24 protein-coding genes and 4 pseudogenes are annotated in these 26481 nt (G+C 42.0%); 26 read left to right on the top strand and 2 right to left on the bottom strand.

The window, feature by feature from the left end:
- Nucleotides 1–1244 precede the first annotated feature (1244 nt).
- The 3 genes from I3X05_RS09135 (at nt 1245) to I3X05_RS09120 (ending at nt 4902) form a co-directional block, all read left to right on the top strand.
- A complete protein-coding gene (locus tag I3X05_RS09135; protein ID WP_337971174.1) occupies nt 1245–1736 on the top strand; it encodes a GNAT family N-acetyltransferase in 492 nt (163 codons plus the stop codon).
- Between the two features lie 234 nt (nt 1737–1970).
- On the top strand, nt 1971–2243 hold the full coding sequence (locus tag I3X05_RS09130) for a hypothetical protein (RefSeq protein ID WP_047689392.1): 273 nt from the start codon (nt 1971–1973) through the stop codon (nt 2241–2243).
- Nucleotides 2244–4293: 2050 nt separating this feature from the next.
- Nucleotides 4294–4902 (top strand): hypothetical protein, encoded by a 609-nt coding sequence (locus I3X05_RS09120; RefSeq protein WP_226983211.1) that lies wholly within the window; start codon nt 4294–4296, stop codon nt 4900–4902.
- Nucleotides 4903–5453: 551 nt separating this feature from the next.
- On the opposite strand, the gene I3X05_RS09110 is transcribed toward I3X05_RS09120, so the two are convergent.
- Nucleotides 5454–7064 carry an IS1634-like element ISSpu7 family transposase gene (locus tag I3X05_RS09110; RefSeq protein WP_337970633.1) on the bottom strand — a complete coding sequence of 537 codons (1611 nt, stop codon included), beginning with the start codon at nt 7062–7064 and terminating at the stop codon, nt 5454–5456.
- 274 nt (nt 7065–7338) lie between these two features.
- Here I3X05_RS09110 and I3X05_RS09105 point away from each other — a divergent pair, with 274 nt between their 5' ends.
- From I3X05_RS09105 to I3X05_RS09030, 17 genes and pseudogenes are all read left to right on the top strand, one after another.
- Nucleotides 7339–7821, top strand: coding sequence for a GNAT family N-acetyltransferase (locus I3X05_RS09105; protein ID WP_337970632.1), 483 nt, complete (start codon nt 7339–7341; stop codon nt 7819–7821).
- A gap of 209 nt (nt 7822–8030) precedes the next feature.
- Entirely contained in the window at nt 8031–8285 is a 255-nt protein-coding gene (locus I3X05_RS09100; RefSeq protein WP_019283323.1) for a type II toxin-antitoxin system Phd/YefM family antitoxin, read from the top strand.
- Nucleotides 8278–8541, top strand: a complete 264-nt coding sequence (locus I3X05_RS09095) for a Txe/YoeB family addiction module toxin (protein WP_337970631.1) — start codon at nt 8278–8280, stop codon at nt 8539–8541. Before I3X05_RS09100 ends, I3X05_RS09095 begins: the two co-directional genes overlap by 8 nt.
- 161 nt (nt 8542–8702) lie before the next feature.
- Complete coding sequence (locus I3X05_RS09090; RefSeq protein WP_047691683.1) at nt 8703–9239, top strand: nucleotidyltransferase family protein; 537 nt, start codon at nt 8703–8705, stop codon at nt 9237–9239.
- Nucleotides 9240–9373: 134 nt separating this feature from the next.
- Nucleotides 9374–9865, top strand: coding sequence for an AAA family ATPase (locus tag I3X05_RS09085; RefSeq protein ID WP_337970630.1), 492 nt, complete (start codon nt 9374–9376; stop codon nt 9863–9865).
- A 147-nt stretch (nt 9866–10012) separates the two neighbouring features.
- Nucleotides 10013–10549: a GNAT family N-acetyltransferase gene (locus I3X05_RS09080; RefSeq protein WP_094133690.1), complete on the top strand. Its 537-nt coding sequence runs from the start codon at nt 10013–10015 to the stop codon at nt 10547–10549.
- Between the two features lie 606 nt (nt 10550–11155).
- The gene (locus I3X05_RS09075) at nt 11156–11986 is read left to right on the top strand and encodes a hypothetical protein (RefSeq protein WP_337970629.1); all 831 of its coding nucleotides are present in this window, start codon (nt 11156–11158) and stop codon (nt 11984–11986) included.
- Nucleotides 11987–12037: 51 nt separating this feature from the next.
- The gene (locus I3X05_RS09070; protein ID WP_045571304.1) at nt 12038–13162 is read left to right on the top strand and encodes an ISAs1 family transposase; all 1125 of its coding nucleotides are present in this window, start codon (nt 12038–12040) and stop codon (nt 13160–13162) included.
- Between the two features lie 349 nt (nt 13163–13511).
- The gene (locus I3X05_RS09065; protein ID WP_337970628.1) at nt 13512–13883 is read left to right on the top strand and encodes a DUF4440 domain-containing protein; all 372 of its coding nucleotides are present in this window, start codon (nt 13512–13514) and stop codon (nt 13881–13883) included.
- A gap of 633 nt (nt 13884–14516) precedes the next feature.
- The gene (locus I3X05_RS09060) at nt 14517–14699 is read left to right on the top strand and encodes a hypothetical protein (RefSeq protein ID WP_094868033.1); all 183 of its coding nucleotides are present in this window, start codon (nt 14517–14519) and stop codon (nt 14697–14699) included.
- Nucleotides 14700–14874: 175 nt separating this feature from the next.
- A complete protein-coding gene (locus tag I3X05_RS09055; protein ID WP_337970627.1) occupies nt 14875–15228 on the top strand; it encodes a glyoxalase/bleomycin resistance/dioxygenase family protein in 354 nt (117 codons plus the stop codon).
- A 294-nt stretch (nt 15229–15522) separates the two neighbouring features.
- Nucleotides 15523–15609: a DUF645 family protein gene (locus I3X05_RS23775; RefSeq protein WP_134820423.1), complete on the top strand. Its 87-nt coding sequence runs from the start codon at nt 15523–15525 to the stop codon at nt 15607–15609.
- A pseudogene (locus I3X05_RS23770) lies at nt 15588–15701 on the top strand (DUF645 family protein); the annotation flags it as partial. The gene I3X05_RS23775 and the pseudogene I3X05_RS23770, both read left to right, overlap by 22 nt.
- Nucleotides 15702–15899: 198 nt before the next feature.
- On the top strand, nt 15900–16490 hold the full coding sequence (locus tag I3X05_RS09045) for a hypothetical protein (RefSeq protein ID WP_337970626.1): 591 nt from the start codon (nt 15900–15902) through the stop codon (nt 16488–16490).
- An 85-nt stretch (nt 16491–16575) separates the two neighbouring features.
- Nucleotides 16576–16896: an IS66 family insertion sequence element accessory protein TnpA gene (gene tnpA / locus I3X05_RS09040; RefSeq protein ID WP_045569184.1), complete on the top strand. Its 321-nt coding sequence runs from the start codon at nt 16576–16578 to the stop codon at nt 16894–16896.
- A complete protein-coding gene (gene tnpB, locus I3X05_RS09035; RefSeq protein ID WP_337970604.1) occupies nt 16893–17246 on the top strand; it encodes an IS66 family insertion sequence element accessory protein TnpB in 354 nt (117 codons plus the stop codon). The genes tnpA and tnpB overlap by 4 nt, the downstream gene beginning before the upstream one ends.
- Nucleotides 17247–17305: 59 nt before the next feature.
- Nucleotides 17306–17512, top strand: a pseudogene (locus I3X05_RS09030) (IS66 family transposase); the annotation flags it as partial.
- Here the strand turns inward: I3X05_RS09030 and I3X05_RS09025 are convergent.
- A protein-coding gene (locus I3X05_RS09025) for an IS3 family transposase (RefSeq protein ID WP_193158292.1) occupies nt 17508–18688 on the bottom strand; the annotation gives its coding sequence in 2 pieces (ribosomal slippage) (nt 17508–18421 and nt 18421–18688; 1182 coding nt in all). The pseudogene I3X05_RS09030 and the gene I3X05_RS09025 sit on opposite strands and share 5 nt — an antisense overlap.
- 71 nt (nt 18689–18759) lie before the next feature.
- On the opposite strand from I3X05_RS09025, the pseudogene tnpC reads away from it, so the two are divergent.
- From tnpC to I3X05_RS08990, 6 genes and pseudogenes are all read left to right on the top strand, one after another.
- A pseudogene (gene tnpC / locus I3X05_RS09020) lies at nt 18760–20103 on the top strand (IS66 family transposase); the annotation flags it as partial.
- Between the two features lie 293 nt (nt 20104–20396).
- On the top strand, nt 20397–21095 hold the full coding sequence (locus I3X05_RS09010; RefSeq protein ID WP_188012074.1) for a hypothetical protein: 699 nt from the start codon (nt 20397–20399) through the stop codon (nt 21093–21095).
- 379 nt (nt 21096–21474) lie between these two features.
- Nucleotides 21475–21531, top strand: a pseudogene (locus I3X05_RS09005) (DUF645 family protein); the annotation flags it as partial.
- A gap of 258 nt (nt 21532–21789) precedes the next feature.
- Complete coding sequence (locus I3X05_RS09000; RefSeq protein WP_193278030.1) at nt 21790–22119, top strand: hypothetical protein; 330 nt, start codon at nt 21790–21792, stop codon at nt 22117–22119.
- An 18-nt stretch (nt 22120–22137) separates the two neighbouring features.
- The gene (locus I3X05_RS08995) at nt 22138–23034 is read left to right on the top strand and encodes a hypothetical protein (protein ID WP_139046221.1); all 897 of its coding nucleotides are present in this window, start codon (nt 22138–22140) and stop codon (nt 23032–23034) included.
- Between the two features lie 2034 nt (nt 23035–25068).
- Nucleotides 25069–26192 (top strand): IS3-like element ISVpa4 family transposase gene (locus I3X05_RS08990; RefSeq protein ID WP_337970625.1). Its coding sequence is split into 2 segments (ribosomal slippage): nt 25069–25321 and nt 25321–26192, totalling 1125 coding nucleotides; the frame shifts between segments, so codons are not numbered across the junction.
- Nucleotides 26193–26481 lie beyond the last annotated feature (289 nt).

The following is a 26481-nucleotide window of genomic DNA, read 5'->3' as shown; positions in this document are numbered from 1 at the left end:
AAATCAGCTTTCATTTTCATGTTGTCAAAGCTTGAATTGTTAAAAGTCCAAGTCTGATTTTCAAAAGTTATGAGTCATTTCAGTTTTTTAGGTTTTGGCTTTTGTGCGTGAGTCAAAGCCAAGTTAATCTTGATTTTGGTAAAACGTAAGCCCTTGAAGCTTAAACATAACAAAGCGTTCAAGAGGGATTCGTGCTGCGTGGCATTTTTGGTATGCGGTGAGTTTTGTGGTGAAAGTGGTCTGCGGGAACTTGGTTTATGCGGCACTCACCCCTTAACGCGGCGTTATGTTTAATCACGCAAAATCAGTTGGTTGTATCTTTTCTTTACTCCCTTGGCTTGTTGGTTTTGTGCTTGTCGGCAAGTTGGTTTCGTTTGGCGCTGTTTTCCGGACATTCATTCTTTGGCGCTGGAAATTCAGAGAATTGCCTCAGTCAATTTTCGAGTAAGCGCGAGGTTAGGGCGGCTGGCTCAATCAGTATTTTGACCACAAGTTTTTTGGGCTTGAACTGCCAAAATTCGAAGTCTGTTTTTCAATTCTATGAGTCATTTCAGTTTTTTAGGTCTTGGCTTTTGTTTGTGAGTCAAAGCTGAGTTAATCTTGGTTTTAGTAAAACGTAAGTCATTGAAGCTTAAACATAACAAACGGTTCAAGAGGGACAGCCAACGCGCGGCATTTTTATCATGCGTTGGTTTTTGTGGTTACGGTGTTATGCGGAAGCTTTGTAATGGCGTTGGCTGCCCCTTAACCGGGCGTTAGTTGCCTTAACCGATGTGCAGTAATTTAGTTTCTGAAATTGAATGTCGAGTTTGAATTGGTTTGTTTTAGCGCTCAAAAAATGTTGCGTTGAGGGTTTTTTAAGTCTGAGCATAACGCCAAATAATGCTGTCACTAATAGTCGTCTGCGCACGTTGGTTTTATCAGTAGCTTCGCTCCATTAGTTCTTGCTCGTTTATAATGGCGTTATTTCTGTTTCTGGTTTCCAATCGTTGCCGGTGTTAGTTCAAATTTTTATACATAGTGGCTAGTTTTATCTTCCAGTCGGGATAAAACAAAGTAATATCAGCAAGTTGATTAGGGCAGTCTTTAATCCTAAAAGTCAACTAACAAGGCATTTAAGTCGGACTAAAAACAGTGGGCTACTGCGCTGCGCTTGTATTTTAGCCCACAATTTTTAGCCGCTTAATGCGGCGTTATGTAACAAGGAAGGTTCAGTGGAAAAAATATTTTCAGATCGTTTAGTGATGTCTCCGATATCGGAAGATGATTGGTCTCTATTTCACACACTTCATACCGATCCTGAGGTCATTTCACTTTGCTTTGATGAACCGACTTTGCTGGAAATTCAGTCTAAATTTCGTTCTAGGCTTGAACCATGGACACCAGATTCTAGTCATTGCTACTGTTTGGTTGCTTCGGAATTAGAAACGGGTATCAAAGTGGGTATAACGGGTTATTGCATCCAGAATGGAACTGCTGAAGTTGGTTTTATGTTTTTACCTAGTTTCCACGGTCGAGGTTATGGAACTGAATCATTACGAGCTTTAGTCGAATATTCCCGAAAACAGTTTTGCCTAAACAGTTTTTCCGCTGTAGTTACTGAAGGTAATCTGGGTTCGGAAAAAGTATTAATCAAAAGTGGATTCACATTACATAGTGTTATTCCTGATGCATATGGAATTGGTGGTCAAATGTATGCTGATCACATATACCTGATGGAAAATATTGTTACATAACAAACGCTTCAAGAGGGACAGCCAACGCGTGGCATTTTTATCATACGTTAGGTTTCGTGATTATGGTGTTATGCGGGAAGTTAGTAGTAGCGTTGTCTGCCCCTTAAGCGGGCGTTATGTGCATGAGTCAACAATAAATATTATCCATATAATCAGATAGTTGTTTTGAAATAGCAGTATGGAAAAATGTTAGTTTGTATTTTAGTAATCAATCGCAATCATGCAGGTGGTTAAATGGAAAGGCTATTTGAAAATGAGTTGCTTAACGTCAGTGTTTCTCTTCTTATTGCACTGGCAGTGTGCTACGTCATTCAACTACTTTTAACGAAGGTTTTTCAACCGAAAGGCTTAGGATGGGTGTTAATATTATTCGCATCAATTTGCATATTTTTGGTTGCTTCTACAGTGAACTCAAATGAAAGTTATTTCTATTGGCTCATTTCATCGGCAAAGTGGGCATTGGTAGGTATTGCAGGTATTTCGATACAGAAAATACAAGAAAGTTAGCGTATTTTGCACCGATATGCACATAACAAACGCTTCAAGAGGGACAGCCAACGCGTGGCATTTTTACTATGCGTTGGTTTTTGTGATTACGGTGTTGTGCGGAAGCTTGGTAGTAGCGTTGTCTGCCCCTTAAGCGGGCGTTATGCTTAATCACGCAAAATCAGTGGGTTATGGTTCTTCTTTGTTCCTTTGGCTTTTCAGTTTTGAGTTTGTCGGCAAGTTGGCTTCAGTGGGTGCTATTTTCCGGACACTTTTTCTTTGGCGCTGGAAATTCAGAGAAATACCTCAATCAATTTTCGGGTAAGCGCGGGGTTAGGGCGGTTGGCGCAATCAGCAAATTGAACTTAGGTTTTTAAGTTTTAGCAGCCAAATTTCAAAGTCTGATTTTCAAAATCATGAGTCATTTCCGTTTTTTAGGTTTTGGCTTTTGCTTGTGAATCAAGGCCGAGTTAATCTTGGTTTTATCAAAACGTAAGTCATTGAAGCTTAAGCATAACAAAGCGTTCAAGTGGGATTTGGCACGCGTGGCATTTTCAGTTTGCGTTAGGTTTGGTGGTTACGGCATTGTGCGGTAACTTGTGTATTGCGTGCCTGCACCCCTTAACGCGGCGTTAGCTTAAAACAATAAAAATCAAGTGGTTGTGGTCTTTTCTTTCTTCCTTTGGCAATTCGCCCAGGTTTTTCGGCAAATCAACATTGTTTGCCAATGTGAATCTTGAGTTGTTGCCTCAATTGAATTTTGGGATTGCGCGAGGTTAGCAAGCTTGGCTCAAAGTCGCTTTGGAAGTTTTGCATTCGCTTTGAGTTTTCTGAAAGTGATTTCTCAAAATTTTCGGTTTTTCAAATCGCATGAAAGGTCACAAAGTTTGAGCCAATTCGGGTTTCAAAACTCAAGTGGTTTGTTGGTTTTCCAAATCAGGTTAATCTCGGGCTTAGTAAATCTAAGGTGCTGAAATTTAAGCTAACAAACTGTTCAAGCAGATTCGGCATGCGTGGCATTTTTGGTTTGCAGCGGTTTTAGTGATTACGTAGTGTTGCAGAAGCTTTTGTAGTGCATGCCTCACTACTTAACAGGGCGTTATGTTTAATCACGTCAAATCAGTTGGTTGTATCTTTTCTTTGCTCCCTCGGCTTGTTGATTTTGTGCTCGTCGGCAAAGTGGCTTCACTTGGCGCTGCTTTCCGGACATTTATTCTTTGGCGCTGGAAATTCAGAATGTTGCCTCAGTCAATTTTCGAGTAAGCGCGAGGTAGGTGCGGCTGGCTTAATCCGTATTTTGACCACAAGTTTTTGGGCTTGAATTGCCAAAATTCGAAGTCTGTTTTTCAAATCTATGAGTCATTTCAGTTTTTTTGGTCTTGGCTTTTGTTTGTGAGTCAACGCTGAGTTAATCGTGGTTTTGGTAAAACGTAAGCCGTTGAAGCTTAAACATAACAAAGCGTTCAAGAGGGATTCATGCCGCGTGGCATTTTTGGTATGCAGTGAAATTTGGTAGTGAAAGTGGTTTGCAGAAAGTTGATTTATGCGGCATTCACCCCTTAACGCGGCGTTATGCTTAATCATTTTAAAGCAGTGGGTTATGGTTTTTCTTTGCTCCCTCGGCTTGTTGGTTTCGAGTTTGTCGGCAAGTTAGCTTCAGTGGGCGCTGTTTTCTGGACACTTATTCTTTGGCGCTAAAAATTCTGAGATTTGCCTCAGTCAATTTTTGGGTAAGCGCGAGGTTAGGGCGGTTGGCTCAATCAGAAATTTGATCTTAGGTTTTTGAGTTTTGACAGCCAAAGTTCAAAGTCTGATTTTCAAAATTATGCGTCATTTCTGTTTTCTACGTTTTGGTTTTTGTTTGTGAATCAAAGTCGAGTTAATCTTGGTTTGGGTAAAACGTAAGCCATTGAAGCTTAAGCATAACAAAGCGTTCAAGAGGGACTTGGCACGCGTGGCATTTTCAGTTTGCGTTGGGTTTAGTGGTTACGGCAGTGTGCGGTAGCTTTTGTATTGCGTGCCTGCGCCCCTTAACGCGGCGTTATGTGCTAAGTATGAAGGTGAGGTTGAGATGAAAGAGTTTATCATTGCAATAATTACCCTTTTAGGGGGATTTTTTCTAGGTAAGCAGCAAGAACGATGGAAAAGTAAAACTGAGATTGAACGGAAAAAGAAAAAATTATTCTGTCTTATCCGAGATTTAGAATCTAGGAGAGTGAAAGATTTGCAATCGATAAATAGTGCATACTGTTCAGCCATATTAGAAGAGGCAAGTTTAATCAACCAAGGTCAGTTTAAACTATTGTCACTGCCTACAAAAATCGAGGGTAAACCAATCGAAGATACTTTTTACTCAGTAATTGAAGACTTTGAAATTGGCTATAGAGATGGCGTTCGAGCCTTGTTGGCAAATATAGAAGCTGTTAATAAGCAGCTTGTTTTTATAGGCGAAAAATTTAATTCTCAAATAAAGTTGACTAGCAGTGATCTGAATGAAATTCATGGTCAAATTATTATATACAGCTATCTTGTCCATGAGTTAAATATAAAGAAAGAACGTTATATTCACAATGGAATGAGCCATCAAGAAGTGTTAGAGGTTGCGGCAAAGGCATTTGATATCAATTATCATATAGAAGATATAGTTGCAGAAAAATTAAAGCACATAACAAAGCGTTAAAGAGGGATTCATGCCGCGTGGCATTTTTGGTTTGCAGTGAGTTTTGGTGGTGAAAGTGGCCTGCGGAAGCTTGGTTTATGCGGCATTCACCCCTTAACGCGGCGTTAGCTTGCTATCGAAATTTCCAACCAAGAAAACCACAACTGGTGAACTTAATATAAGCCCTTTTGCAAAGAGGACGGGATGCCACTTCTTCAACTACTTCTGCTAAGTAACTTTCTATTGAATGTATCAATAGACCTTTTTGAAGTAAATCCGCTTCGAATAGTTTGCGTGTTTGTTGCGTTTCTTGTGTCTTTGACCTTTATATTGGACGAACAGGTATGGTTTAAATCAAATACTGAAAAGCTTTTAGAATGGCTAAAAACATTATTTGTTAGTTACATAGCATGTGAATTAACTTTGTTTATTAATTTTGTACACCTTTTGGTCAATAAGTACAATGACCCTTCGATGTCTTGGTATTTACCTAGTTTAGTGTTGCTAGGTTTATGGCTGTATGGAAGGTATCAAAGAGCCGGTTAATATCAAGCCGACATTCCGCAGCTAATTTAGGAATAAACTACCTCATAGAATCTACCGAGTAATTTGAGTAGTTGTGTTTGGTGATCTTGAAGTCCAGTGATGAACCGTTGGCCGTTAATCTCTAGCGTATCTATGCCTTCGAATTGCAAGAAGACCCAACGTGCCGTCGGTCTGGAGGTCGTCTTGTTCTTTACCATACTTGGGAAGAACGCTTCGGTTTGTGCGAGTTGCTCTCTGATTTTGTGTTCTAAACTGGCGTAAACAAGCAAGCTCAACGTCATTATCATTAGCAACGCTTCAATGCGTTCAGGCTTTTTCAAGAAGATGGAAGAGGTTAAAAATTCAGGGCTTTTTAGAAAGCGGAAGCCGCGCTCGACTTTTTGTTGCGATTTGTAATGTGCTAGAAGAGCCGTCATGGTGAGTTCTTCATTGTCGGTGTCATTTGTCGCGAGGATAAACATGCCTACTTTGAGCTTAGCCAGTTTTACTTTTTCTAGGTCGGTGAAGGGAGCGGCTTCGATAAAGTATTGGTATCCTGTCGGTGCTTCATCTGTCTTTGGGCGGCCCGAATGAGAGTAAGTCGGCAGTTTGATGAGAGTGCCTTGTTCAAACCCTAGTAAGTCAGATTGTTTCTTGAAATCGTTAAACGCTAATTCTGCGTCAACTTCACAAGCGAATGGTTTTTTACTTAGCTTTTCCAACGCTTTGATTTCTTTTGCTATGTTTTTCTCTAAGTTCTTGAAGAAAGTGATTTCTTCCCGCTTGGTGGCCTGTTCACTGTGAACGAGCAACCAACGTTGATTGACCTTTCCGTAATCCGAGTCTATCCAACATCCTGAGTAGCCATCATCAATAGCGATTAATTGCTCTGGCTCTAGCGCAAACAGTGCTTGTTTTGCGAGCTTGATGGTCATGGGTACACGGGTAATGAACTTTTGATTTTGCTCATCTAGCGAGGAGATGCTTTCTTCGGTGTACAAGGCGGCATCAGCGATAAAGTAACGACTATTTTGCGCGGCTTTTAGGCAATGTATGTGTCTTTTAGTGACTTCAGCGAATGCCTTGGCATCATTGGTGTTGCCACTCAGTGCTTGCATGTAAACAGGAATACCTGCTTGGTTTTCACAGATGAGTTCAAGCACCACTTGGTTAAGCTCTGGCCTATGATCCCGACTGTAGCCTCTTACAAGCTTAATGACGTTGGTGTTTTCATCTTGTGCATACTCACCATCAACGTGGAAGCTAGTGATATCAAGATGAACAGAATCCGTCGTCAAGCCCAGTTTATCAACAACACGCTCAGCAATAACCTGATAGAGCGCTGAGACATCGGCTTCGTATAGAGCATCTAAGGTGCGGCCTAGTACATCATCAGTAAGGTGGTGTGCTTCAATGTCTTTGGCGAGTAGCTTAGACACAGGCTTGGTCTTAAAAAAGTCCGAGAACATGTGCAGTGTTCTGCTATGAAAGCCAAGTCCATTTAGGAGCATGGCCAATACCGCGTCACCATGAGAAACATTGTGGTCAGAATATTTTGGGATAACGGCATCTATCATCCGTGGCAGGCCAATTTCGTGACAAAAGGCGGCAATGAGACCAAGGTGATCTAAGCGTTTAATAACAGGATGGGTAGACATATTTTGAGACCGTCAAATAGCAGTAATAGATCAAAACTGTCGATCGCGGTCAAGATGGTGTCGTGGTTTTTATGAAAAACTGATCGCCAGATCACACTATTTAAATTCTGGAATTAGCTGCGGAATGACGGATCAAGCTAACAAATTGTTCAAGAGGGATTCGCAACGCGTGGCATTTTTACTATGCGTTAGTTTTAGTGGTTAAGGTGGTATGCGGCAGCTTTGGTATTGCGTTGCTCACCCCTTAACAAGGCGTTAGGCACAGGGTGGAAAATTGGAACTACAACAGTTAAATCAGCGCCATGTTAAATGCTTGCTCGACCATATTTGCCTTGACTCAGAATTGACGTTTTGTGAAGGGGCTGTGCCACCAAAGCATGTTCTGATTCGTTCTTATGAGCAGCTCCAAAACTCAAAAGCTGAAATTTGGTCATTACCCTACATGATGTCAGTGGACAATAATGTCGTTGGTTTCTGTGGCTTCAAAGATGAACCTCAAGATGGTGAAGTTGAAATTGGATACAATGTTTCGCCTTATAAACAAGGTCGAGGATTTGCAAAATTGGCAGTCAATCAACTTTGTCAGTTAGCGTTTAATATGGATTCAATTGAAAGTGTTGTGGCTTTGATTTCATCGGCGAACCTCGCTTCGTTGAATGTCGTACGAGCCAACAACTTTGTTTTCATTGGTTTTGTGGTTGATAGCGACAATGAAAAATTGGAAAAATGGGTGCTACAGCGTGCATCCTGTGCCTAACAAACGCCTCAAGAGGGACTGTCAACGCGTGGCGTTTCCAGTCCCAATGAGCCGCGGTGGTTGCAGTTGCTGTGGTTGAGTTTAGTGGTAATGCGTTGCCAGCCCCTTAGGCGGGCGTTAGCTGCTTACAAGTTCGCATGTTCCATTAGCTGTACAAGTTGGTTTTTTAGTCATATACTTGTCTCATTAAATGTACATGTGGAGGTTTTATGAGAATTGTATCTTTTACAGAAGCTAGAAATAGCTTGAAGAGCGTTTTGGATGCTGTTGTTAATGACGCAGATACAACCGTGATCACACGTCGTGATTCTGAAGATGCCGTTGTTATGTCACTGGATTATTACAATAGCTTAATGGAAACGGTTCATTTACTTCGTTCTCCGGCAAATGCTGAGCACTTACATCGTTCAATTGCTCAATTTAAAGCGGGTAAGGCGAGCCAAAGAGATTTAATCGATGAGTAGTCGTTTATTATCTTGGACTGATGAATCTTGGAATGATTATGTTTATTGGCAGACGCAAGACAAGAAAACACTTAAACGTATAAATAAACTCATCACGGATGCTAAGCGTTCTCCTTTCGAGGGCATAGGTAAACCTGAGCCACTAAAAGAAAACTTATCTGGTTTTTGGTCGCGACGAATAGGCGATGCGAATAGGTTAGTTTATGCGGTTGATGATAGTGCTATCACGATTATTTCTTGCCGTTATCACTATTAATTTAGGCTTTATCGTCAGGCAGCTAACAAACGGCTCAAGAGGGATTGCCAACGCGTGGCGACTTTAGTGTAAAATTGAAGTTCAGTGTTTACAGTGTGTTTTTTTGAGTTCGGCGGTGCGTTGTCAACCCCTTAGCCGGGCGTTATGGCGCAAGGTGAAAAATGGATACTATCGTTGATTTAGTTAGAAAAGATCCCGTTCGATTTGAAGCACTGGAATGTGTTTACCAGCTTGAATTGCCTCAGTGCTACATAGCCGCAGGTTTTGTGCGAAACCTTGTCTGGGACTTTTTACATCGCAACGTAAAGCCGACGCCATTAAACGATATTGATGTCATTTTCTTCGATGCTGATTGTGTCGATTCAGATTATGAAAAATCACTTGAACTCAAGTTATCGGAGCAAATGCCCCAGATCAATTGGCAAGTGAAAAATCAAGCCAAGATGCACTTACAAAATGGCGACGATCCTTACCAAAGCACACTGGATGCCATGAGCTATTGGCCTGAAAAAGAAACGGCGGTAGCAGTGAGAAAAGTCGAGCACGATCATTATGAATGTATATCAGCCTTTGGTTTCGAGAGTTTATTTCAAGGTTTAATCACACATAATCCTAAACGAGCATATGGAACCTTCGAAAATCGAGTAAAGTCAAAGGGTTGGTTAGTTATATGGCCTAACTTGAGAATTGCGCCATAACAAACGCTTCAAGAGGGACAGCCAACGCGCGGCATTTTTACTATGCGTTGGTTTTTGTGATTACGGTGTTATGCGGAAAGTTGGTAGTAGCGTTGTCTGCCCCTTAAGCGGGCGTTATAAGCTAAAGAGGAATTATGACCAAAATCTATTTCGTATGTGGCTTTATTGGTTCGGGTAAAACTACCTACTCTAAGAAGCTTGCAAATAAACATGGAGCCTTTCGTTTCTCCATCGATGAATGGATGATTCCTTTATATGGTGAATATATGGAGCGTGAAGTCTTCGATAGCCGTTTGGCTGCGCTTCAAGACTTATTCAAAGACTCTGCTCGCCAGCTTTTTGCTCTTGGTGTCCCAGTTATTTTCGATTTTGGTTTTTGGCGCAAAGCTGACCGAGAAACTTTTACTGGTTGGGCATCAGAGGTGGGTGTTGAGAGTGAAGTTCATTATCTTGATGTTCCCTTCGAAACATGCCAACAAAGGGCACTTTCACGTAATTCAGATTTGGATGGCAAATCGTATGAAATTACACCTGAAATGTTGAAATTGTTCTGGTCTTGGTTTGAAACACCAGCGTCGAATGAAAATGTTGTTTGGGTTCATAGGGATACTCAACCACGCTTATAACAAACGGCTCAAGAGGGATTGCCAACGCGTGGCGGCTTTAGTGCAAAATTGAAATTCAGGGTTTACGGTGTGTTTTTTGAGTTCGGCAGTGCGTTGTCAACCCCTTAGCCGGGCGTTATATGCCAATCGGAGATTATAAGGGAAATCATGCAATTGGAACTAGATGGTTACTATCTTCGTTCACTGGATGTGGAAGATAAGGAAGCATTTTACAAGTGGTCTCGTGACCGTGAAGTTACACTTTATAGCCTTTCTTCATATGCGTACCCTCAATCAAAATCAGATATCGAAAAATGGCTGTTATCCATAAATTCAAACCCTAAAAATGTCTCTTTTGGCATATGTAGTAACGAGAATGATCAGCTACTTGGATATGCTGGCATATCTGGGATCAGTACTCTAAATCGTAGCGGTGAATACTTCATTCTTATTGGAGAAAAAAGCTACTGGGGTAAGGGTTTTGGTACATCAGTAACAAAAATCGTAACAGATTACGCTATACGAACTCTTGGTTTGCACAGAGTTCAGCTTACAGCAAGCTCTCTTAATTACGGTGCAATTAAGGCTTATGAAAATGCAGGTTATCAACATGAGGGCGTGATGCGACAATCAGGTTTTCGCAATGGTGAATTTGTCGATAAAGTACTAATGTCAGTTCTGTCTACAGAGTGGTCAGGCATATAACAAACAATTTAAGAGGGATTCCCAACGCTTGGCGGTTTTGCTTCTACTTCAAATTTAGTGTTTACGGTACAATGCGTTAGGTTGGGTGGTGGCGTTGTTCACCCCTTAATTGGGCGTTATGCTTAATCACGCAAAATCAGTGGTTTATGTTTTTTCTTTGTTCCCTTGGCTTGTGAGTTTTGTGTTTCTCGGCAAGTTGGCATTTGTGAGCGCTGTTTTCCGGACATCAATTCTTTGGCGCTGGAAATTCAGAGAATTGCCTCAATCAATTTTCAGGTAAGCGCGAGGTTAGGGGGCGCTGGCTCAATCAGCAATTTGATCTTAGGTTTTTGAGTTTTAGCGGCCAAATTTCAAAGTCCGATTTTCAAAACTATGAGTCATTTCGGTTTTCTACGTTTTGGCTTTTGTTTGTAAATCAAAGTCGAGTTAATCTTGGTTCTAGTAAAACGTAAACCATTGAAGCTTAAGCATAACAAAGCGTTCAAGTGGGATTTGGCACGCGTGGCATTTTCAGTTTGCGTTGGGTTTGGTGGTTACGGCATTGTGCGGTAGCTTTTGTATTGCGTGCCTGCACCCCTTAACGCGGCGTTAAGTGCAAAGGATATTATGGTGCAAGTTTATAATTTTAAGCCTAAACAACCAGTTTCTTGGTACAGAAAATCACTCGCGAAATCTAATCAGCGATGCCTTTACTGTAACGAAGTTATTGGTTTGAAAAGCAATGTAGACTCAAACAAGGAACACTTGATCGCAAGAGACTTTGTACCTTCAGGATGTTTGTCTGATACTACGTTCAATTTTATCTTTCGTGCATGTGTTGTGTGCAACAATAAAAAGTCGAACTTTGAGCGTCATATATCCAGTGTATCGTTGTTTAATTCATCTGCGCGTACCTATGATAGAGATATTGATGTTCAAGCTATACATAAAGCTAGTAATGATTATCACCCAGATAAAAAAGGTCACCTAGTTAAAGACTCTTCATCAAGCTTTGACCTCGCTGTTCAAAGCAATATGAGTGTAGGGCTAATCGCTCCCCCTCAAATGAATAGGGATTACGTTAAGAGCTTAGCTTTAATGCATATTCAAGGTTTCTTTTCTCTCATCACTACTGTTAATCCATTATGCGAAAACGCTATTAGCACATTGGAACCAGGGCGTTTTTGGTTGCTTGGTCATTATCCAGAACAAGATTGGGGGAACCCGCAGATAATTGAAATAATTAAAAGGACAAAAAACTGGGACTGCTTCTGTAATGTAGTTACAGCAGACGGGTATTTTAAAGTTATTATCAAAAAGAGTTCAGTGAAAAATGATTTTTTTTGGGCTCTTGAGTGGAACAAACATACTAGGGTTGTAGGTCAGGGTTCGCGCATGTTATTGACGCACCTTTTTATCGAATTTCGGGATAAAATTTTTAGAAATAGATTGAATTAGCGATCTTGACGTGATCTTATACTGTTAAAAATAAAGCAGGATAAGACGAATATGGATTACAGCGAATTTAAAGAGCATTTTAGCATATTGAGTGATACTCGTCAGGCAAGAAAATCGACCTATAATTTCTTCGAAGTGATGTTCCAGGTGGTGACAGCGATGCTGTGCGGAATGAAGACTTGGGATGAAATCGAAGGCTTTGGTGAGGAAAATTTAACCTGGTTTCGTAAGTTTAGTGACTACTCTTCTGGTGTGCCTAGTCACGATACCTTGGCGCGAATAGTGGGTTTGATTGATCCAGATGAGTTTTCATTGTGTTTCGTTCGATGGTGTAATGATATTCGGCGAGAAAAATCCTTAGTGACCCATCATGTTGCCATAGATGGCAAGTCATTAAAAGGTACGTATGATTATAGTAAAAACAAATGCTTAACTCATATGGTGAACGCGTATTCTGTAGATACTGGCCTTGTGCTAGGGCAGTTGAAAACGGATGAAAAATCGAATGAGATCACGTTAATTCCCCAGATATTGAAATTAATCCAAGTTGAAGACCGAGTTATCAGCCTAGATGCCATGGGATGTCAAAGAGCCATAGCGGAAGATATTGTTCTTAGAGGCGGTGACTATTTAATGTCCGTTAAGGATAACCAACCTCGTTTACATGCTCTTTTTCAATCTCATTTTTCTTTTGAGAAATTGGCAGAATATTCGTCTCACGCAGTAGAGCAAGAAGAGGCAGGTAAACGTGGTCGCAAGGTGATAAGGACCTACATCACGGTCCCATTTACCCAAGAATTTGGTGATTTTGCTGTTGATTGGAAAGGTTTAAAAACATTATGTATAGCAGTAACTTACCAGAAGTCGAATAGTGAATCATCGGGAAGTCTTGGTATTCGGTATTTCATCTCATCGAAGGAACTGACGCCGGTTAGTTTTGGCGAATTGTGTCGTGGTCACTGGGGTGTAGAGAGTATGCATTGGTGGCTGGATTGTGTGATGGGAGAAGATGATAGCCGCATTACTTATCAGCATGCGGCAGAGAATCTTTCGCGCATACGTCAAATGTGCATGAACTTGATAAAGTTAGTAGAAATGAAAGGCACTTTGAAAAGGCGGCAATTAAAATGTGCGTTAAATACAGAGTTTCGAGAGCACGTGTTATTTGGGACTTAACAATTATTTAACTCATGCGCAAGCCGTGGGTTGTAGGTGCAATATCAAACATCGAATCTCCCCCTGAAGAGTTTTTAAACTTACCTAAAATTGTTGGATTTTCATGGCGGGACAACGCTGGAAATATGTATAAAGTTGCTAAGCAAACGAAGTTAGAATGTGAAGATGAACTTTTTATTGGGGAGTTACCTGAATTTTGCACTTAACAAACGCTTCAAGAGGGACAGCCAACGCGTGGCATTTTTACTATGCGTTGGTTTGTGTGGTTACGGTGCTATGCGGTAAGTTGGTAGTAGCGTTGTCTGCCCCTTAAGCGGGCGTTATATGCTTTATCAATTCAGGAGAAGAAATGGATATTTTAGTTGAACAAGAAATCGAACTTCACCAGTATGAGATACGAAAAAATAGAGCAGATATTGAACGCCTAATTCACCCGAGTTTTACTGAGGTTGGTAAATCAGGTAACAGTTTTAACTTTGACTCGATAATCGAAATGATGAGTTCAGAAAAGCCTTCGGATTTGCATGTTCATTCGCAAAAATACGAATGTATTCAACTTGAACCGTCAGTTCAGCTTCTTAAATATGAATCAGCTTTAGTCAAAGAATCTGGTGAAGTAAGCGATTATGCTAAACGTGGTTCTATTTGGGCATTTACTGGTAGCGGTTGGCAGTTGAAGTATCATCAAGGAACGCCATGTGCGGCTTTTGAATTGATATAAAACTAGGCTTGGTGGTCAGGCATATAACAAACGCTTCAAGAGGGACAGCCAACGCGTGGCATTTTTACTATGCGTTGGTTTTTGTGATTACGGTGTTGTGCGGAAAGTTAGTAGTAGCGTTGGCTGCCCCTTAAGCGGGCGTTATGCTTAATCACGCAAAATCAGTGGTTTATGGTTTTTCTTTGTTCCATCGGCTGGTTGGTTTTGAGTTTGTCGGCAAGTTGGCTTCGTTTGGCGCTGTTTTCCGGACACTCATTCTTTGGTGCTGGAAATTTAGAGAATTGCCTCAATCAATTTTCGAGTAAGCGCGAGGTTTGTGCGGCTGGCTCAATCAGTATTTTAACCACAAGTTTTTGGGCTTGAATTGCCAAAATTCGAAGTCTGTTTTTCAAATCTATGAATCGTTTCAGTTTTTTGGTTTTCGGCTTTTGTCTGTGAGTTAAAGCTGAGTTAATCTTGGTTTTGGTAAAGTGTAAGTCATTGAAGCTTAAGCATAACAAAGCGTTCAAGAGGGACTTGGCACGCGTGGCATTTTCAATTTGCGTTGGGTTTAGTGGTTAAGTTGTCATGCGGTCACTTTTGTATTGCGTGCCTGCGCCCCTTAACGCGGCGTTATGCTCTCAGAGGAAATGTATGAACTTTATTCGACTTTTTATTGCTGGATTGCTTGCTTCTTTGTTAGTGAGTTTTGTTCTTGGTGAATCACCAACTGGCTACAGAGGTTTTGCCTCGATAGGCGTATATGCACTTTCGATTTTAGGTTTGAACTATATCCTTGAACCTATCTTCAAAAGATTTTCACCATCTAGAAAATGACCTTATTTAAGGGTAGTAGCGTAATCAACTAAGAGCATAACAAACGCTTCAAGAGGGACTTCCAACGCGCGGCATTTTTATTGTGCGTTGATTTTAGTGGTTTCAGTGTTATGCGGAAACTTGGTAGTAGCGTTGTCAGCCCCTTAAGCGGGCGTTATGTGGCAAGAGAGAAAATATGACCCCAGCAGCAGTTCTTATTCATGTCCCTAATGTAGAACAGGGGTTAAGTTGGTATCAAAAAGCCTTTTCTGACGCGAAGCCTGTTTATCACTCAGATTTTGATTTTACAGTGTTAGACCTTAATGGCTTTTTTATTGAAATAGTGCAAGCTGATGAAAAGGTGGGCTCTGGTAAAAATGGTACTGTTCTTTATTGGTCGGTAAACGATTTATCCAAGTCATTAACATACTTTGAGGCTCTTGGCGCAAAGCTATACAGAGGCCCAATGGAAATAGAAAATGGGCTTTCAATGTGTCAAGTAGAAGACCCATTTGGTAACTTAATTGGCTTACGAGGCAAAGCCACATAACAAACGCTTCAAGAGGGACAGCCAACGCGTGGCATTTTTACTATGCGTTGGTTTTTGTGGTTACGGTGTTATGCGGAAAGTTGGTAGTAGCGTTGTCTGCCCCTTAAGCGGGCGTTAGCTTCTTAAAGGCTAAAATCATCAAAATCCCAACTTCTTGTTCTGAAAAATCAGCTTTTAGTGTTCAAATTGCACAATTTGGTATTTGAATTTTTCTAGATGCTGATTTGGTAGAAAGTGTTGGAAGTTCCGCAGTTTCAAAGCCGCTGAAAGCCAACAAGCCTCGATGCTTCAAAGTTGTTGGATGTTCAACTCGGTCAACTTGGTTTCACAAAAAGCAGCATTGTCGCTGAAATCGCGCTTTCTTTGTCGGAAATTCGGTAAGTGGCCAACGTAACCTTGATCGCTGAGAGTTTTGGCAGCTCACTTCACAGCTTTTGGCGTTAGACGTGTGTTTGAGTGATGCTTTTGCGTAAAATGCATTTCAAGCAAATGTGTTTAAAAAATCATTGGTAAACAATGGGCTACGAAGCTAACAAACGCCTCAAGAGGGACTGTCAACGCGTGGCGTTTCCAGTCCCAATGAGCCGCGGTGGTTTCGGTTGTTGTGTTTGAGTTTAGTTGTTGTGCGTTGTCAGCCCCTTAGGCGGGCGTTAGGCATATAGAGAGTGTTTATGACACTAGAAGAAATAAGAAATTTGGCACAAATTGCTCAAGCATTAGCAGTCTCTTTTGGTGCTGCTGTCGCTAGCTTTTGGGCTATTTACACATTTATGGCTTTACGTGCCAAAAGTAAAGCTGAGTTGGAGTTAGTAAAGTTAGAAGTTGAGTTAGAAAAAACGAGAAAAGAACTCTCCTCGCAACCAATGATTAAGGTTGTGGTAACACCAAGAGCCGTAAGGAATTCTCAAAGCGCATTATTCGGTATAGTACTCTCTATTAAACTAGAGAACACGGGAAACGTTTTTGAGTTTATTGATCTCAAAGCATCCTCAATTCAGGCGCAATTATACAACTCAAATGTTGAGCCTATTGTTGGCTCTTTCGCTAGAGTCGATCAGTCCGCAGAAGGCTTTGCATTATGGTCCGGTGAATGTGCTCATGAAGAGGTCTTTATTCCTACAACAGAAGAAGGCTTATATACCGTAAACTGTTCATTTGTTGTTAGCCAAGAATCTAATGATTGTATAACTCGTCAAGCGAATAGGAATGGCGATTATTCCTTGTCTTTCGGTAGTGGATTATATTTTAGTACATATGCCTAACAAACGTAAGCGCATCATAAACCCCGCATTCTAATCGTCTAGCCCGAATAATAAGATCAAACCTCCAACCCAAAGGAGATTTGAAATGGCCAAACGACGCACTAACCAAGAATGGCGAACCCTGTTCGAACACTATGAATCCAGCCAGCTATCACAACGATTATTCTGTGAACGTAACGGACTGAGCCTTTCCACTTTTTACGCTAAGCGCCAACAGTTAAAGCACATCGAAAAACCGAACACGGTTGGCTTTGTTAAAGCAGAAGTCGTTGAAAAGACGACAAAGTATCAAGCCACTCACGTTGTCGTTGCCAACATGACACTACTTGTAAACAATGTTGAACTGAGCATCCCACAAGGCACACCAGCGACCTATCTCGCAGAGCTTATCGGTGCGTTATCATGAAACGCATGCTCAGCGCTCCAAAGATTTACTTGTATCGTGAAAGCGTCGATTTTAGAAAGTCCATCAACGGCCTCGCTGCGATTATCGAAAATGACACCGACTTGCCCTTGGGCAGCGGCGCACTGTTCCTGTTCACCAACAAACAGCGCGACAAAATCAAAGTGTTGTACTGGGATAAAACAGGCTTTGCTCTTTGGTATAAGCGCCTTGAAAAAGCCAAGTACAAGTGGCCATCAAAAGAGCAAAATGAGGTGTTTACCCTAACTCAATTCGAGCTTGATAGACTGCTTTCTGGCTTCACGATTATCGGCCATAAACCCGTTAGAATAAACGATTTTACAATGACTTAAGCGATAATAAAGTCTTATCCACCAAGCATTAACGGCATGATTTTAGTATCATCAATGCCATGAAAAAGACGCCAAATATCAACCCAGAAAGCCAAGATGTTGCCGAGCTACAAGCGATGGTGAAAGCACTGTTGGCGTCAGAAAACCAATTGAAACAAGAGCGCCAATCGCTGCTTGAACAACTCAAACTTGCCTTCGACCGTCAGTTCGCTAAACGCTCGGAGGCGTTAAAGCCTTACAATGAATCACAAGGTGTAGTGGTCAACTAAAATTGGCCACGGTTTTAGAGTTTTCCCAATACAAGCGTTCCGATTCATTGGGCGTTAACCCACCGTTATACTGATGTGGCCTAAGTTGGCTGTAATATCCAATAATGTATCGAATGATCTCTTGTTGCGCCTCTGCAAAACTACGATAACCCGCCCTGGGAACCCATTCGCTTTTCAGGCTTCTAAAGAAGCGCTCCATCGGCGCATTATCCCAACAATTGCCTAGTCTTGATAGGCTTTGTGTAATCTGACAACGCCATAGTAACTGACGATAATAGCGACTCGTATAATGGCTACCCTGATCACTGTGGAACATGACCCCTTTGGGCCTGCCCCTAGATTCAAAGGCCATCATCAATGCTTTTCCAGTGAGCTTGCTGTCTGGCGATAGTGACATTGCCCAACCAATAGGTTTTCGTGCAAACAGATCCATGACAACAGCCAAATACATCCAACGATGGCCAACCCATACATAGGTGACATCACCAACCCAAACCTGATTCGGTTGAGTCACAGCAAATTGCCGCCCTAAAAGATTGGGGATCTCAAGATGCTCTTGTTCGGCCTTTCTGTATTTATGTTTAGGTGACTGGCAGCTCACTAAGCCTAGTAATTTCATTAGCTTACTTGCTCGATAACGGCTAAGCGGTATGCCCTCAATATTGGTTACCATATCAGCAATCGTACGTGCACCTGCTGAGCCGTGGCTAGCTTCATGCATGTCACTCACAATAGAGTGCAATTTCACCTGCTCTGGCGAGAGTTGTTTGTCTCTGTTACGCCAATACTTGTAGCTACTACGATGAACACTGAACACATGGCATAAGGTTTTTACACTAAAGCTCTTCCTGAGTTTCTCGATCATCGAGAATTGTTCAGTGAGTCCGACATCAAGAGAGCAGTAGCCTTTTTTAAAATTTCATTGTGCTCCTCAAGGTTAGCGATTCTCTTCTTGAGTTCACGAATTTCTATTTGTTCTGGAGTAAGCGGAGAGGCTTTCGGCGATATACCTCGTTGCTCTTGCTTAAGCTGTCGTACCCAGCGATCCATTGCTGATTTACTGACATTCATTGCTTTAGCGGCTTCGGTCACCGAATGGCCGTGCTCTGTTACTAATTGTGCTGCTTCAAGCTTGAACTCTGCACTAAAAGTTCGTCTTGTGCGATTTTTCATAAAGTCACCTATTTGTCTCTGAGATGTATTTTAACACCTCTATTTAGGTGGCCAAATTTACTGTACCACTACAAGGTGACCTCTTCAACGAAGCGGAATGTGAAGCCGCTAAGGAAGAAGAGGTTGAAGTTGTCACAACGACCATCACAACGAAGAAACGCGGTAAACGTCAGCCACTGCCAAAGACCTTGCCTCGTGAGGTTATCGAACTCGATTTAGACGACGATGAAAAGCAGTGCGCTTGCTGCCAACATAGTCTGCATAAAATCGGTGAAGACCGTAGCGAGAAACTTGAGTTCACACCTGCGGTACTTAAAGTGTTGGAATATGTTCGTCCTAAATATGCTTGCCGCCAATGCGAGCAAACTCAGGACAACAGCCGCATTGTTCAAAAGCCAGCGCCGCAAAGCATTATCCCGAAGAGCTTCGCCACAGAAAGCTTGTTGACCAATATCATCCTCGGCAAATACCAATATGCGATGCCACTTTACCGTCAAGAATCCCTGTTTACCCAGTCGGGTATCGAACTCTCACGAACCACCATGGCAAGGTGGATTATCCAAGTCAGTGAGAAGTTCGCTCCACTTTACGCGGCCTTAAAAACGCACCTACTTGAGCAAGTGGTGATTCAGGCGGATGAAACGCCGCTCAATGTCCTCAAAGAAGATAAACAGTGTTATATGTGGCTTTACTGCTCGGGCGCAGACTCGCCAGATGCCGCCCTCCCTAATGTGAGAAATATCGTCTTGTACGACTATCAAAACAGTCGAGCTAGGGCGTGCCCTGTTGCCTTCTTGGGGGATTACAGTGGTTATCTACAAACCGATGGCTATGGTGTTTATGATGGGCTTCATCTCGTCACCAATGTCGGTTGCTTCGCGCATGCTCGGCGCAAGTTCATGGAGGCGAAGAAGCTTCAAGGCAAAGGCAAGTCAGGTAAAGCGGATAAAGCGCTGGCCAAAATCCAGAAGCTTTATGGAATAGAATCACGCTTAAAAGGTGAGTCTGCGGAAAAACGAAAAGCAGAGCGCCAAGAGCATGCTAAGCCGATACTGGATGAGCTTTATGAATGGATGACAACTCAGAAAGTGCTTGAGTCTAGCCCGCTGGGTAAAGCGATAAAATACACGCTCGGCCAATGGCCGAAGCTCACCCGCTATATCGATGACGGTCACTTATCGATAGACAACAACCGAGCTGAACGCGCAATAAAACCGCTGGTTATTGGGAGAAAGAACTGGCTCTTCTCGACCAACCCTAACGGGGCGGAAGCGAGCGCGATGCTTTACAGTATCGTCGAGACAGCGAAAGCCAACGGCCTTATCCTTTACGACTACATGGTCAAGTGCATGCAGGAGTTAGCGAAAGCGGAACCTGATATCGATGCACTCCTGCCTTGGAACTTCAAACACTAACAATATCGCCCCGTGGGTTCATGGGGCGGATACGGCTTATCCGTTCCAATTTGGGTTTTGGCTGAGCCATGGCCTAATAAATCGGTTAAGGACCGCATGAACAGACTTATTGCTGAATCAATAGGTTCAAACACATAACAAGGCGTTTAAGAGGGATTCATGCCGCGTGGCATTTTTAGTATGCGGTGAGTTTTAGTGGTGAAAGTGGTCTGCGGAAAGCTGGTTTATGCGGCATTCACCCCTTAACGCAGCGTTATGCATGTTGGCCACCAATATAATAAGGCGTATTGTTCATGAGTAAAAATAGCTCGCAGAGTGCGTTCGCATTGATAAAGTTCTTTAGTCAAAAGGAGCATTATCTAAGTTTTTTAGCAGGAACAAGTTTGTTTCGTACGCCTCATTACTACCGTACTTGTGAAGATATTGGTCGAGGTGATCGAAATGAATCTTGCATACTATTTTGGGATAGAAAGCTTGGTGGACCTAAGCCTAAGTTCATTAGGCCAGATGGCTTAGAAATGAATGATAAAGAGTTCGAAAGTGTATTAGTTTATCCTGTTCATGAGCAACATGATGCTTGGATGCAATCTTGGGCTATTATGGGCCCTCACAATGATTTTGAGGGAGCTTTGGAGCGGATGCAGCAAGAATTCGGGCTGTTTTTCGTTATTTTGCCTGCGAATAGAATTCAGGACTACGCACAGTTAGTAGAAAAAGCTAGTGGCTTAAAAGTCAGTTTTGGTGCAGTTCAATACTCAGAAGATCCAACAGAGCGCTCTCTGACAGTAAAAGATTCCAGATTTAGCTATCAAAAAGAGTTTAGGTTTTTTGCTGGGTATTGCCCCAAAGGAGAGTTGGAAGAAAAGTTTTTTGAATTACCTGAACTTAGAAATTTGTTGTTAAATGCTCAGAGTTTAAAGTTTACTTCACCAAATGGTGTTGTTAAATACTGTTCAGTCGGACATGGTCGTACAGTAACTGTGAAGCCCTGAGCTTTGGTTGAAAAACATGCATAACAAAGCGTTTAAGAGGGATTTGGCACGCGTGGCATTTTCAGTTTGCGTTGAGTTCGGTGATTACGGCACTGTGCGGTAGCTTCTGTATTGCGTGCCTGCACCCCTTAACGCGGCGTTAGCTTCTTAAAGCAAAAACCATCAAAATCTGGGTTTAATTGTCCTGAAAATTCAGACTTTAGCGTTCAAATTGCACAATTTGGCTTTTGGGCTTTTTCTTGATGCTGATTTGGTCGAACGTGTTGAAAGTTCAGTGGTTTCAAAGTCACTGAAAACTAGCAAGCCTCGATGCTTCAATGTTGTTGGATGCTCCACGCGGAAAGTTTGGTTTCACAAAGGCTGCATCATCGCTGAAAGTATGCTTTCTTTGTCGCGGACTCTTAACCGTGACCAACTTAGCCTTGACCGTTTTGAGTTTTGGCAGCCAACTTCACAGCTTTTGGCGTTGGACGTGTGTTTGTGTGATGCTTCTGCGTAAAATAATTTTCAAGCAAATGTGTTTAAAAATCATTGCTAAACAATCGGCTACGAAGCTAACAAACGCCTCAAGAGGGACTGTCAACGCGTAGCGTTTCCAGTCCCATTGAGCCGCGGTGGTTGCAGTTGTTGTGTTTGAGTTTAGTGGTAATGCGTTGCCAGCCCCTTAGGCGGGCGTTAACTGTCTGGGAGGAATATGAATATAAAAACAGATTATCCGAGAATCTCTAACTTGCCAAAAGAGCACCTTAGAGAGCTGTGGTTGGTTTCAAGTGATGAAGATTTTGACCAATTAATAAACAATAGTAATGGGAAAGAAATTGCTCGTGTCTTTTCTGTATTGGATGAAGTAAGTTTACGCCGCTTTTTTTCCGTCGCTAAACCGGCAACGATAGAAAAGGTCTTTTCTACTATTCCCCCGAGGAATATAAATAAATATTTGTTCATGCTATCTAACGAGAATATCAAAAAGATCTTCTCTGCCCTAAGTCCTGATACTCAAGGTGTAGTGCTTAAGTCTGTGTAGGAAAGTCAGCGGAACCGATTGTTAAAATTATTGCCTCATAATATGAGACTTCAATGGAAGGATTATATTCAACAGGAACTAAATTTAGACTCAGAGTACAATCATCTGTTGAATAGTAATATTGAAAACTCAATTGAGTTTGAGGCATTGCAAAGGCTTAAACGCATTGAGCAACAAATTGAATATCGAGAGCAGCATCATGAAATAAAAGTGGAACAACAATCAAAACAACTAGAAGCAATACAGCAACAGATTGTTGAAGCAGAAAAGCACTTACATCAACAACAAGTACAGTCAAAGCGAAAGGCTCAAGAGCTAAGCAATCGTGAAAAAGAAATATCAAGAAGGCTCGCTGAACTCCAACTAGAGCATGATAAAAAGATACAAGAACGCATTGATATTAAGGTTCCGGAGTATGTTTCTGATGCTATTGATATCCTGGATGAAAAAGCGCAAGAATTTCAGTTGGAGGCTAAAGCGTGGAACGAGCGTGGAACTTCAGCTTTAAAATGGTCAATTGGTGCAGCTATTGCTGCTCTGGCTTATGGGGCTTACTCGTTTAACGTAGCATCAAAAGAAAACATTGACTGGCTATTTTTCATTTACCTTATCCTCAAAGGGTTGATTGTAATTGGTTTGTTAGGTGCATTTGCTAAGCATTGCTTTAATCAAGGTAATGCCCATTTACATGAAGCACTTAAACGAAGTGACCGTGTTCATGCTATTCGGTTTGGAAAACTATACTTGGAAATCTATGGGAATAATGTTGATAAAGAAGATATGAAGTCTATCTTTGAGAACTGGAACTTTGACAGTGATAGTGCATTTACCAAGATTCCTTCACCAAATTTTGACCCCAAAGCATTTGAGCATATGAAAAGTATTTTCGAGAAAAGTAGTCCCAATAAGGCATAGTGACTAGCCAGTTAACAAAGCATTTAAGAGTGATTCCCAACGCTCAGCATTTTTCATTCCATCCTTGGGTTTGGTGTTTACGGTGGTATGGTTTAGTTTAGTGGCAGCGTTGCTCACACCTTAATGCGGCGTTATGCAACTCAGGTAAATTTAGGGGCTCAATCTTTTGGGATTTCTCTGGCCATTCGTTTTGTGTTGTCGGCAAATGATCTTTTCTATCCTCAAATTCGCGGTTAACTCAAGCCGTAAAACAGGCAAATTTCTTTGCTTGCCTCAATTGGTTTTAGCGTTTGTACGTGGTCAATTTAGTGAGCGCAAAGTGTGGAAAGGGCAAGTTAATCGAGAATTTCGAGTTCGCTGAATATTTTGCTCGTTGAGTTTTTCAGATTCAAAAGCTTGGTTTGTTGCTGAAAGGTGGACTTTGTTTTGGTGGCTTATTTATCACGGTTCAGGCTTGGGTTGATTCTTGGTTCACTTAACCAACATTTTGATTGTTTTCTTAATCAAATGTAGTGTAACTTCTGGTTTATCTTATTGAATTTGCATAACAAAGCATTTAAGACGGATTCGCAACGCTTGGCGGTTTTAGTGTAAATTCAGTTTTTGCGTTTTAAGTGGTTTGTCGAAGCATTGGTGTTTAGCGTCGCTCACCACTTAATGCGGCGTTATGCAACTCAGGTAAATTTAGAAGTTCAATCTTTTGGGATTTCTCTGGCCATTCGTTTTGTATTGTCGGCAAATGAGCATTTTTATCCTAAAATTCTTGGTTCACTCAAGCCGTAAAACAGACAAGGTTCTTTGTTTGCCTCAATGAGTTTTGGTGCTGTTTTGTTGTCAATTCAGCGTGCGCAAAGTGTGGAAATGGCAAGTTTATCGAGCATTTTTTAGTTGCTGAAGTTTTCGCTCGTTGAGTTTTCCTGATTCAAGAGCTTGGTTTGTTGTTGAAAGGTGGGCTTTGTTTTGGCAGCTCATTTATCACAGTTCTTGCTTGGGTTGATTCTTGAATCACTCAACCATTGCAATTGTGGCTTTTGGTCGAGTAAAGTCAGTTTATCTTATTGAATTTGCATAACAAACGGCTCAAGAGGGATTGCCAACGCGTGGCGACTTTAGTGCAAAATTGCAGTTCAGTGTTTACGGTGTGTTTTTTGAGTTCGGCGGTGCGTCGTCAACCCCTTAGCCGGGCGTTAGGCAAAGTGAGTTTTTATCAGCTAAATCGAGTTTGAATTGAACGGTAAATTCCATGTTTTCTGGCTTAAGTTAAGCAATAAATAATCATCACGTATTTGTTGTTTCTTGATCGCGTTGGGTTGCTTTTCGTTGTGAGTTTAGCGGCAAAATAACCTTCAGCATCCAAACGTCCGCCGAGCATGCTACGCTCGTCACTTTTCTTCCAAATCGCTCAATTTGAGTTTTTTTGTTTCTTTGCTGATTTAGCATTTTGGTTTATAAATGAGTCGGTTAGTTTGTTTCAAGTTTGCAAAAAAGCTCGTCCTTTGGTTTTGAAAGTCTCGGTGTCAATCTGTTGGCCTAACAAACGGCTCAAGAGGGATTGCCAACGCGTGGCGGCTTTGGTGCAAAATTGAATTTCAGTGTTTACAGTGTGTTTTTTGAGTCCGGTGGTGCGTTGTCAACCCCTTAGCCGGGCGTTAGGCAACATGAGTTTTTATCAGCTAAATCGAGTTGGAATTGAACGGTGAATTCAAGGTTTTCTGGCTTAAGTTAGGTAATAAATAGTCATCACATATTTGTTGTTTCTTGATCGCGTGGGTTGTTTAGCGTTATGAATTTAGCGGCAAAATAACCTTCAGCATCCAAACGTCCGCCGAGCATGCTACGCTCGTCACTTTTCTTCCAAACCGCTCAATTTGAGTTTTTTGTTTCTTTGCTGATTTGGCATTTTGGTTTATAAATGAATGGGTTAGTTTGTTTTGGTTTGCAAAAAAGCTTTGTTCAGAAGTGGCCCCCGATTTTCGGACATGACTTTAAGTGGTCGATCTGTTTTGATAGTACCCAACAATACAGGGACAGATTATGACTAGAAAACGTAGAAACCACTCTCCTGAGTTTAAAGCTAAGGTGGCACTCGATGCCGCTAAAGGCGATAAAACCGTCGCTGAGTTAGCTCAGAAATACAACCTGCACGCTAACCAAATCTCGACATGGAAAAAGGAGCTGCTTGAAAACGCAGCCATGATTTTTGCCACCGAAAATCACACAGGAAAAGAGAATTCCGAAGAAGTGGACAAACTTCACGCCAAGATCGGTCAATTGACCATGGAAAATGATTTTTTGGCCAAAGTGCTCGGTCGTTAGACCGAGCCCAGCGAAAGAGTTCGCTGGTTAAATCCACCCCATTGCCGATAAAGCGCCAGTGTGAGCTGCTCAATATTGCTCGCTCTACCGCTTACTATCAACCCATAGGACTCTCTGCTGAGGAGATTGCGTTGCGCCGTATGATTGACGAAATTCATCTTCAGTATCCGTTTATGGGCAGTCGGCGCATTCGAACTGAGCTGGCTAAGAAGGGTCATAGCGTTAATCGTAAGCGTGTTGTTCGACTCATGCGCGATATGGGGATTGGGGCGATTTACCCCAAGCCCAAAACGACGCTGGCGAACAAAGCACACAAGGTGTATCCCTACCTGTTGCGTGATATCGAAGTCACTTACCCAAACCAAGCTTGGGCGATTGATATCACGTACATCCCAATGGCGAAGGGGTTCCTGTACCTCGTTGCTATTATCGACTGGTATAGCCGCAAAGTGCTGGCTTGGCGACTATCCAACACCATGGACACGAGTTTTTGTATCGAAGCGCTTGAGGAAGCGCTGAAGCATTATGGGCCACCTGATATCTTTAACTCAGATCAAGGCAGCCAGTTTACCAGCACAGAGTTCACACAGAAGTTAATTGAACATGACATACGTATAAGCATGGACGGGAAAGGCCGCTGGGTTGACAATGTTTTCATTGAGCGATTATGGCGAAGCCTGAAATATGAGGAGGTTTACTTAAAGGCTTATACCACGCCCCGTGAAGCCGAGCTTGAAATCGGCAACTACATGGTGTTTTATAATGAAGAGCGTAACCATCAAGGACTCAATAACCTCACTCCTGATGAGGCCTACTTCGGTAGGCAAAGATACGCAGCATGAGCTGGGTCAACCACTTAAGAAATGAGCTTATGCGTCCAACCATTGGGGTCCACTTCTGTTCTTTAGTTTTGAAAGTGAAGGTGTCAATTGGTTGGCCTAACAAACGGCTCAAGAGGGATTGCCAACGCGTGGCGACTTTAGTGCAAAATTGAAGCTCAGTGTTTACAGTGTGTTTTTTGAGTTCGGTTATGCGTTGTCAACCCCTTAGCCGGGCGTTAGCCGACTTCTACCACCTTACTCATCAGTAAGTGTATACTTAGCCAAGTTTTACTTACATTGAAGAAGACCA

Origin of the sequence: Vibrio navarrensis, assembly GCF_015767675.1 — a bacterium.
GTDB lineage: Bacteria > Pseudomonadota > Gammaproteobacteria > Enterobacterales > Vibrionaceae > Vibrio.
This window is presented reverse-complemented; position numbering and strand designations above follow the sequence as displayed.

What these genes read in the sequence shown, in the direction of transcription:
- I3X05_RS09135 (WP_337971174.1), top strand. Translation starts at nt 1,245, where the DNA reads ATGTCTCCGATATCGGAAGATGATTGGTCTCTATTTCACACACTTCAT.
- I3X05_RS09130 (WP_047689392.1), top strand. Translation starts at nt 1,971, where the DNA reads ATGGAAAGGCTATTTGAAAATGAGTTGCTTAACGTCAGTGTTTCTCTT.
- I3X05_RS09120 (WP_226983211.1), top strand. Translation starts at nt 4,294, where the DNA reads ATGAAAGAGTTTATCATTGCAATAATTACCCTTTTAGGGGGATTTTTT.
- I3X05_RS09110 (WP_337970633.1), bottom strand. Translation starts at nt 7,064, where the DNA reads ATGTCTACCCATCCTGTTATTAAACGCTTAGATCACCTTGGTCTCATT.
- I3X05_RS09100 (WP_019283323.1), top strand. Translation starts at nt 8,031, where the DNA reads ATGAGAATTGTATCTTTTACAGAAGCTAGAAATAGCTTGAAGAGCGTT.
- I3X05_RS09095 (WP_337970631.1), top strand. Translation starts at nt 8,278, where the DNA reads ATGAGTAGTCGTTTATTATCTTGGACTGATGAATCTTGGAATGATTAT.
- I3X05_RS09090 (WP_047691683.1), top strand. Translation starts at nt 8,703, where the DNA reads ATGGATACTATCGTTGATTTAGTTAGAAAAGATCCCGTTCGATTTGAA.
- I3X05_RS09085 (WP_337970630.1), top strand. Translation starts at nt 9,374, where the DNA reads ATGACCAAAATCTATTTCGTATGTGGCTTTATTGGTTCGGGTAAAACT.
- I3X05_RS09080 (WP_094133690.1), top strand. Translation starts at nt 10,013, where the DNA reads ATGCAATTGGAACTAGATGGTTACTATCTTCGTTCACTGGATGTGGAA.
- I3X05_RS09075 (WP_337970629.1), top strand. Translation starts at nt 11,156, where the DNA reads ATGGTGCAAGTTTATAATTTTAAGCCTAAACAACCAGTTTCTTGGTAC.
- I3X05_RS09070 (WP_045571304.1), top strand. Translation starts at nt 12,038, where the DNA reads ATGGATTACAGCGAATTTAAAGAGCATTTTAGCATATTGAGTGATACT.
- I3X05_RS09065 (WP_337970628.1), top strand. Translation starts at nt 13,512, where the DNA reads ATGGATATTTTAGTTGAACAAGAAATCGAACTTCACCAGTATGAGATA.
- I3X05_RS09060 (WP_094868033.1), top strand. Translation starts at nt 14,517, where the DNA reads ATGAACTTTATTCGACTTTTTATTGCTGGATTGCTTGCTTCTTTGTTA.
- I3X05_RS09055 (WP_337970627.1), top strand. Translation starts at nt 14,875, where the DNA reads ATGACCCCAGCAGCAGTTCTTATTCATGTCCCTAATGTAGAACAGGGG.
- I3X05_RS09045 (WP_337970626.1), top strand. Translation starts at nt 15,900, where the DNA reads ATGACACTAGAAGAAATAAGAAATTTGGCACAAATTGCTCAAGCATTA.
- tnpA (WP_045569184.1), top strand. Translation starts at nt 16,576, where the DNA reads ATGGCCAAACGACGCACTAACCAAGAATGGCGAACCCTGTTCGAACAC.
- tnpB (WP_337970604.1), top strand. Translation starts at nt 16,893, where the DNA reads ATGAAACGCATGCTCAGCGCTCCAAAGATTTACTTGTATCGTGAAAGC.
- I3X05_RS09010 (WP_188012074.1), top strand. Translation starts at nt 20,397, where the DNA reads ATGAGTAAAAATAGCTCGCAGAGTGCGTTCGCATTGATAAAGTTCTTT.
- I3X05_RS09000 (WP_193278030.1), top strand. Translation starts at nt 21,790, where the DNA reads ATGAATATAAAAACAGATTATCCGAGAATCTCTAACTTGCCAAAAGAG.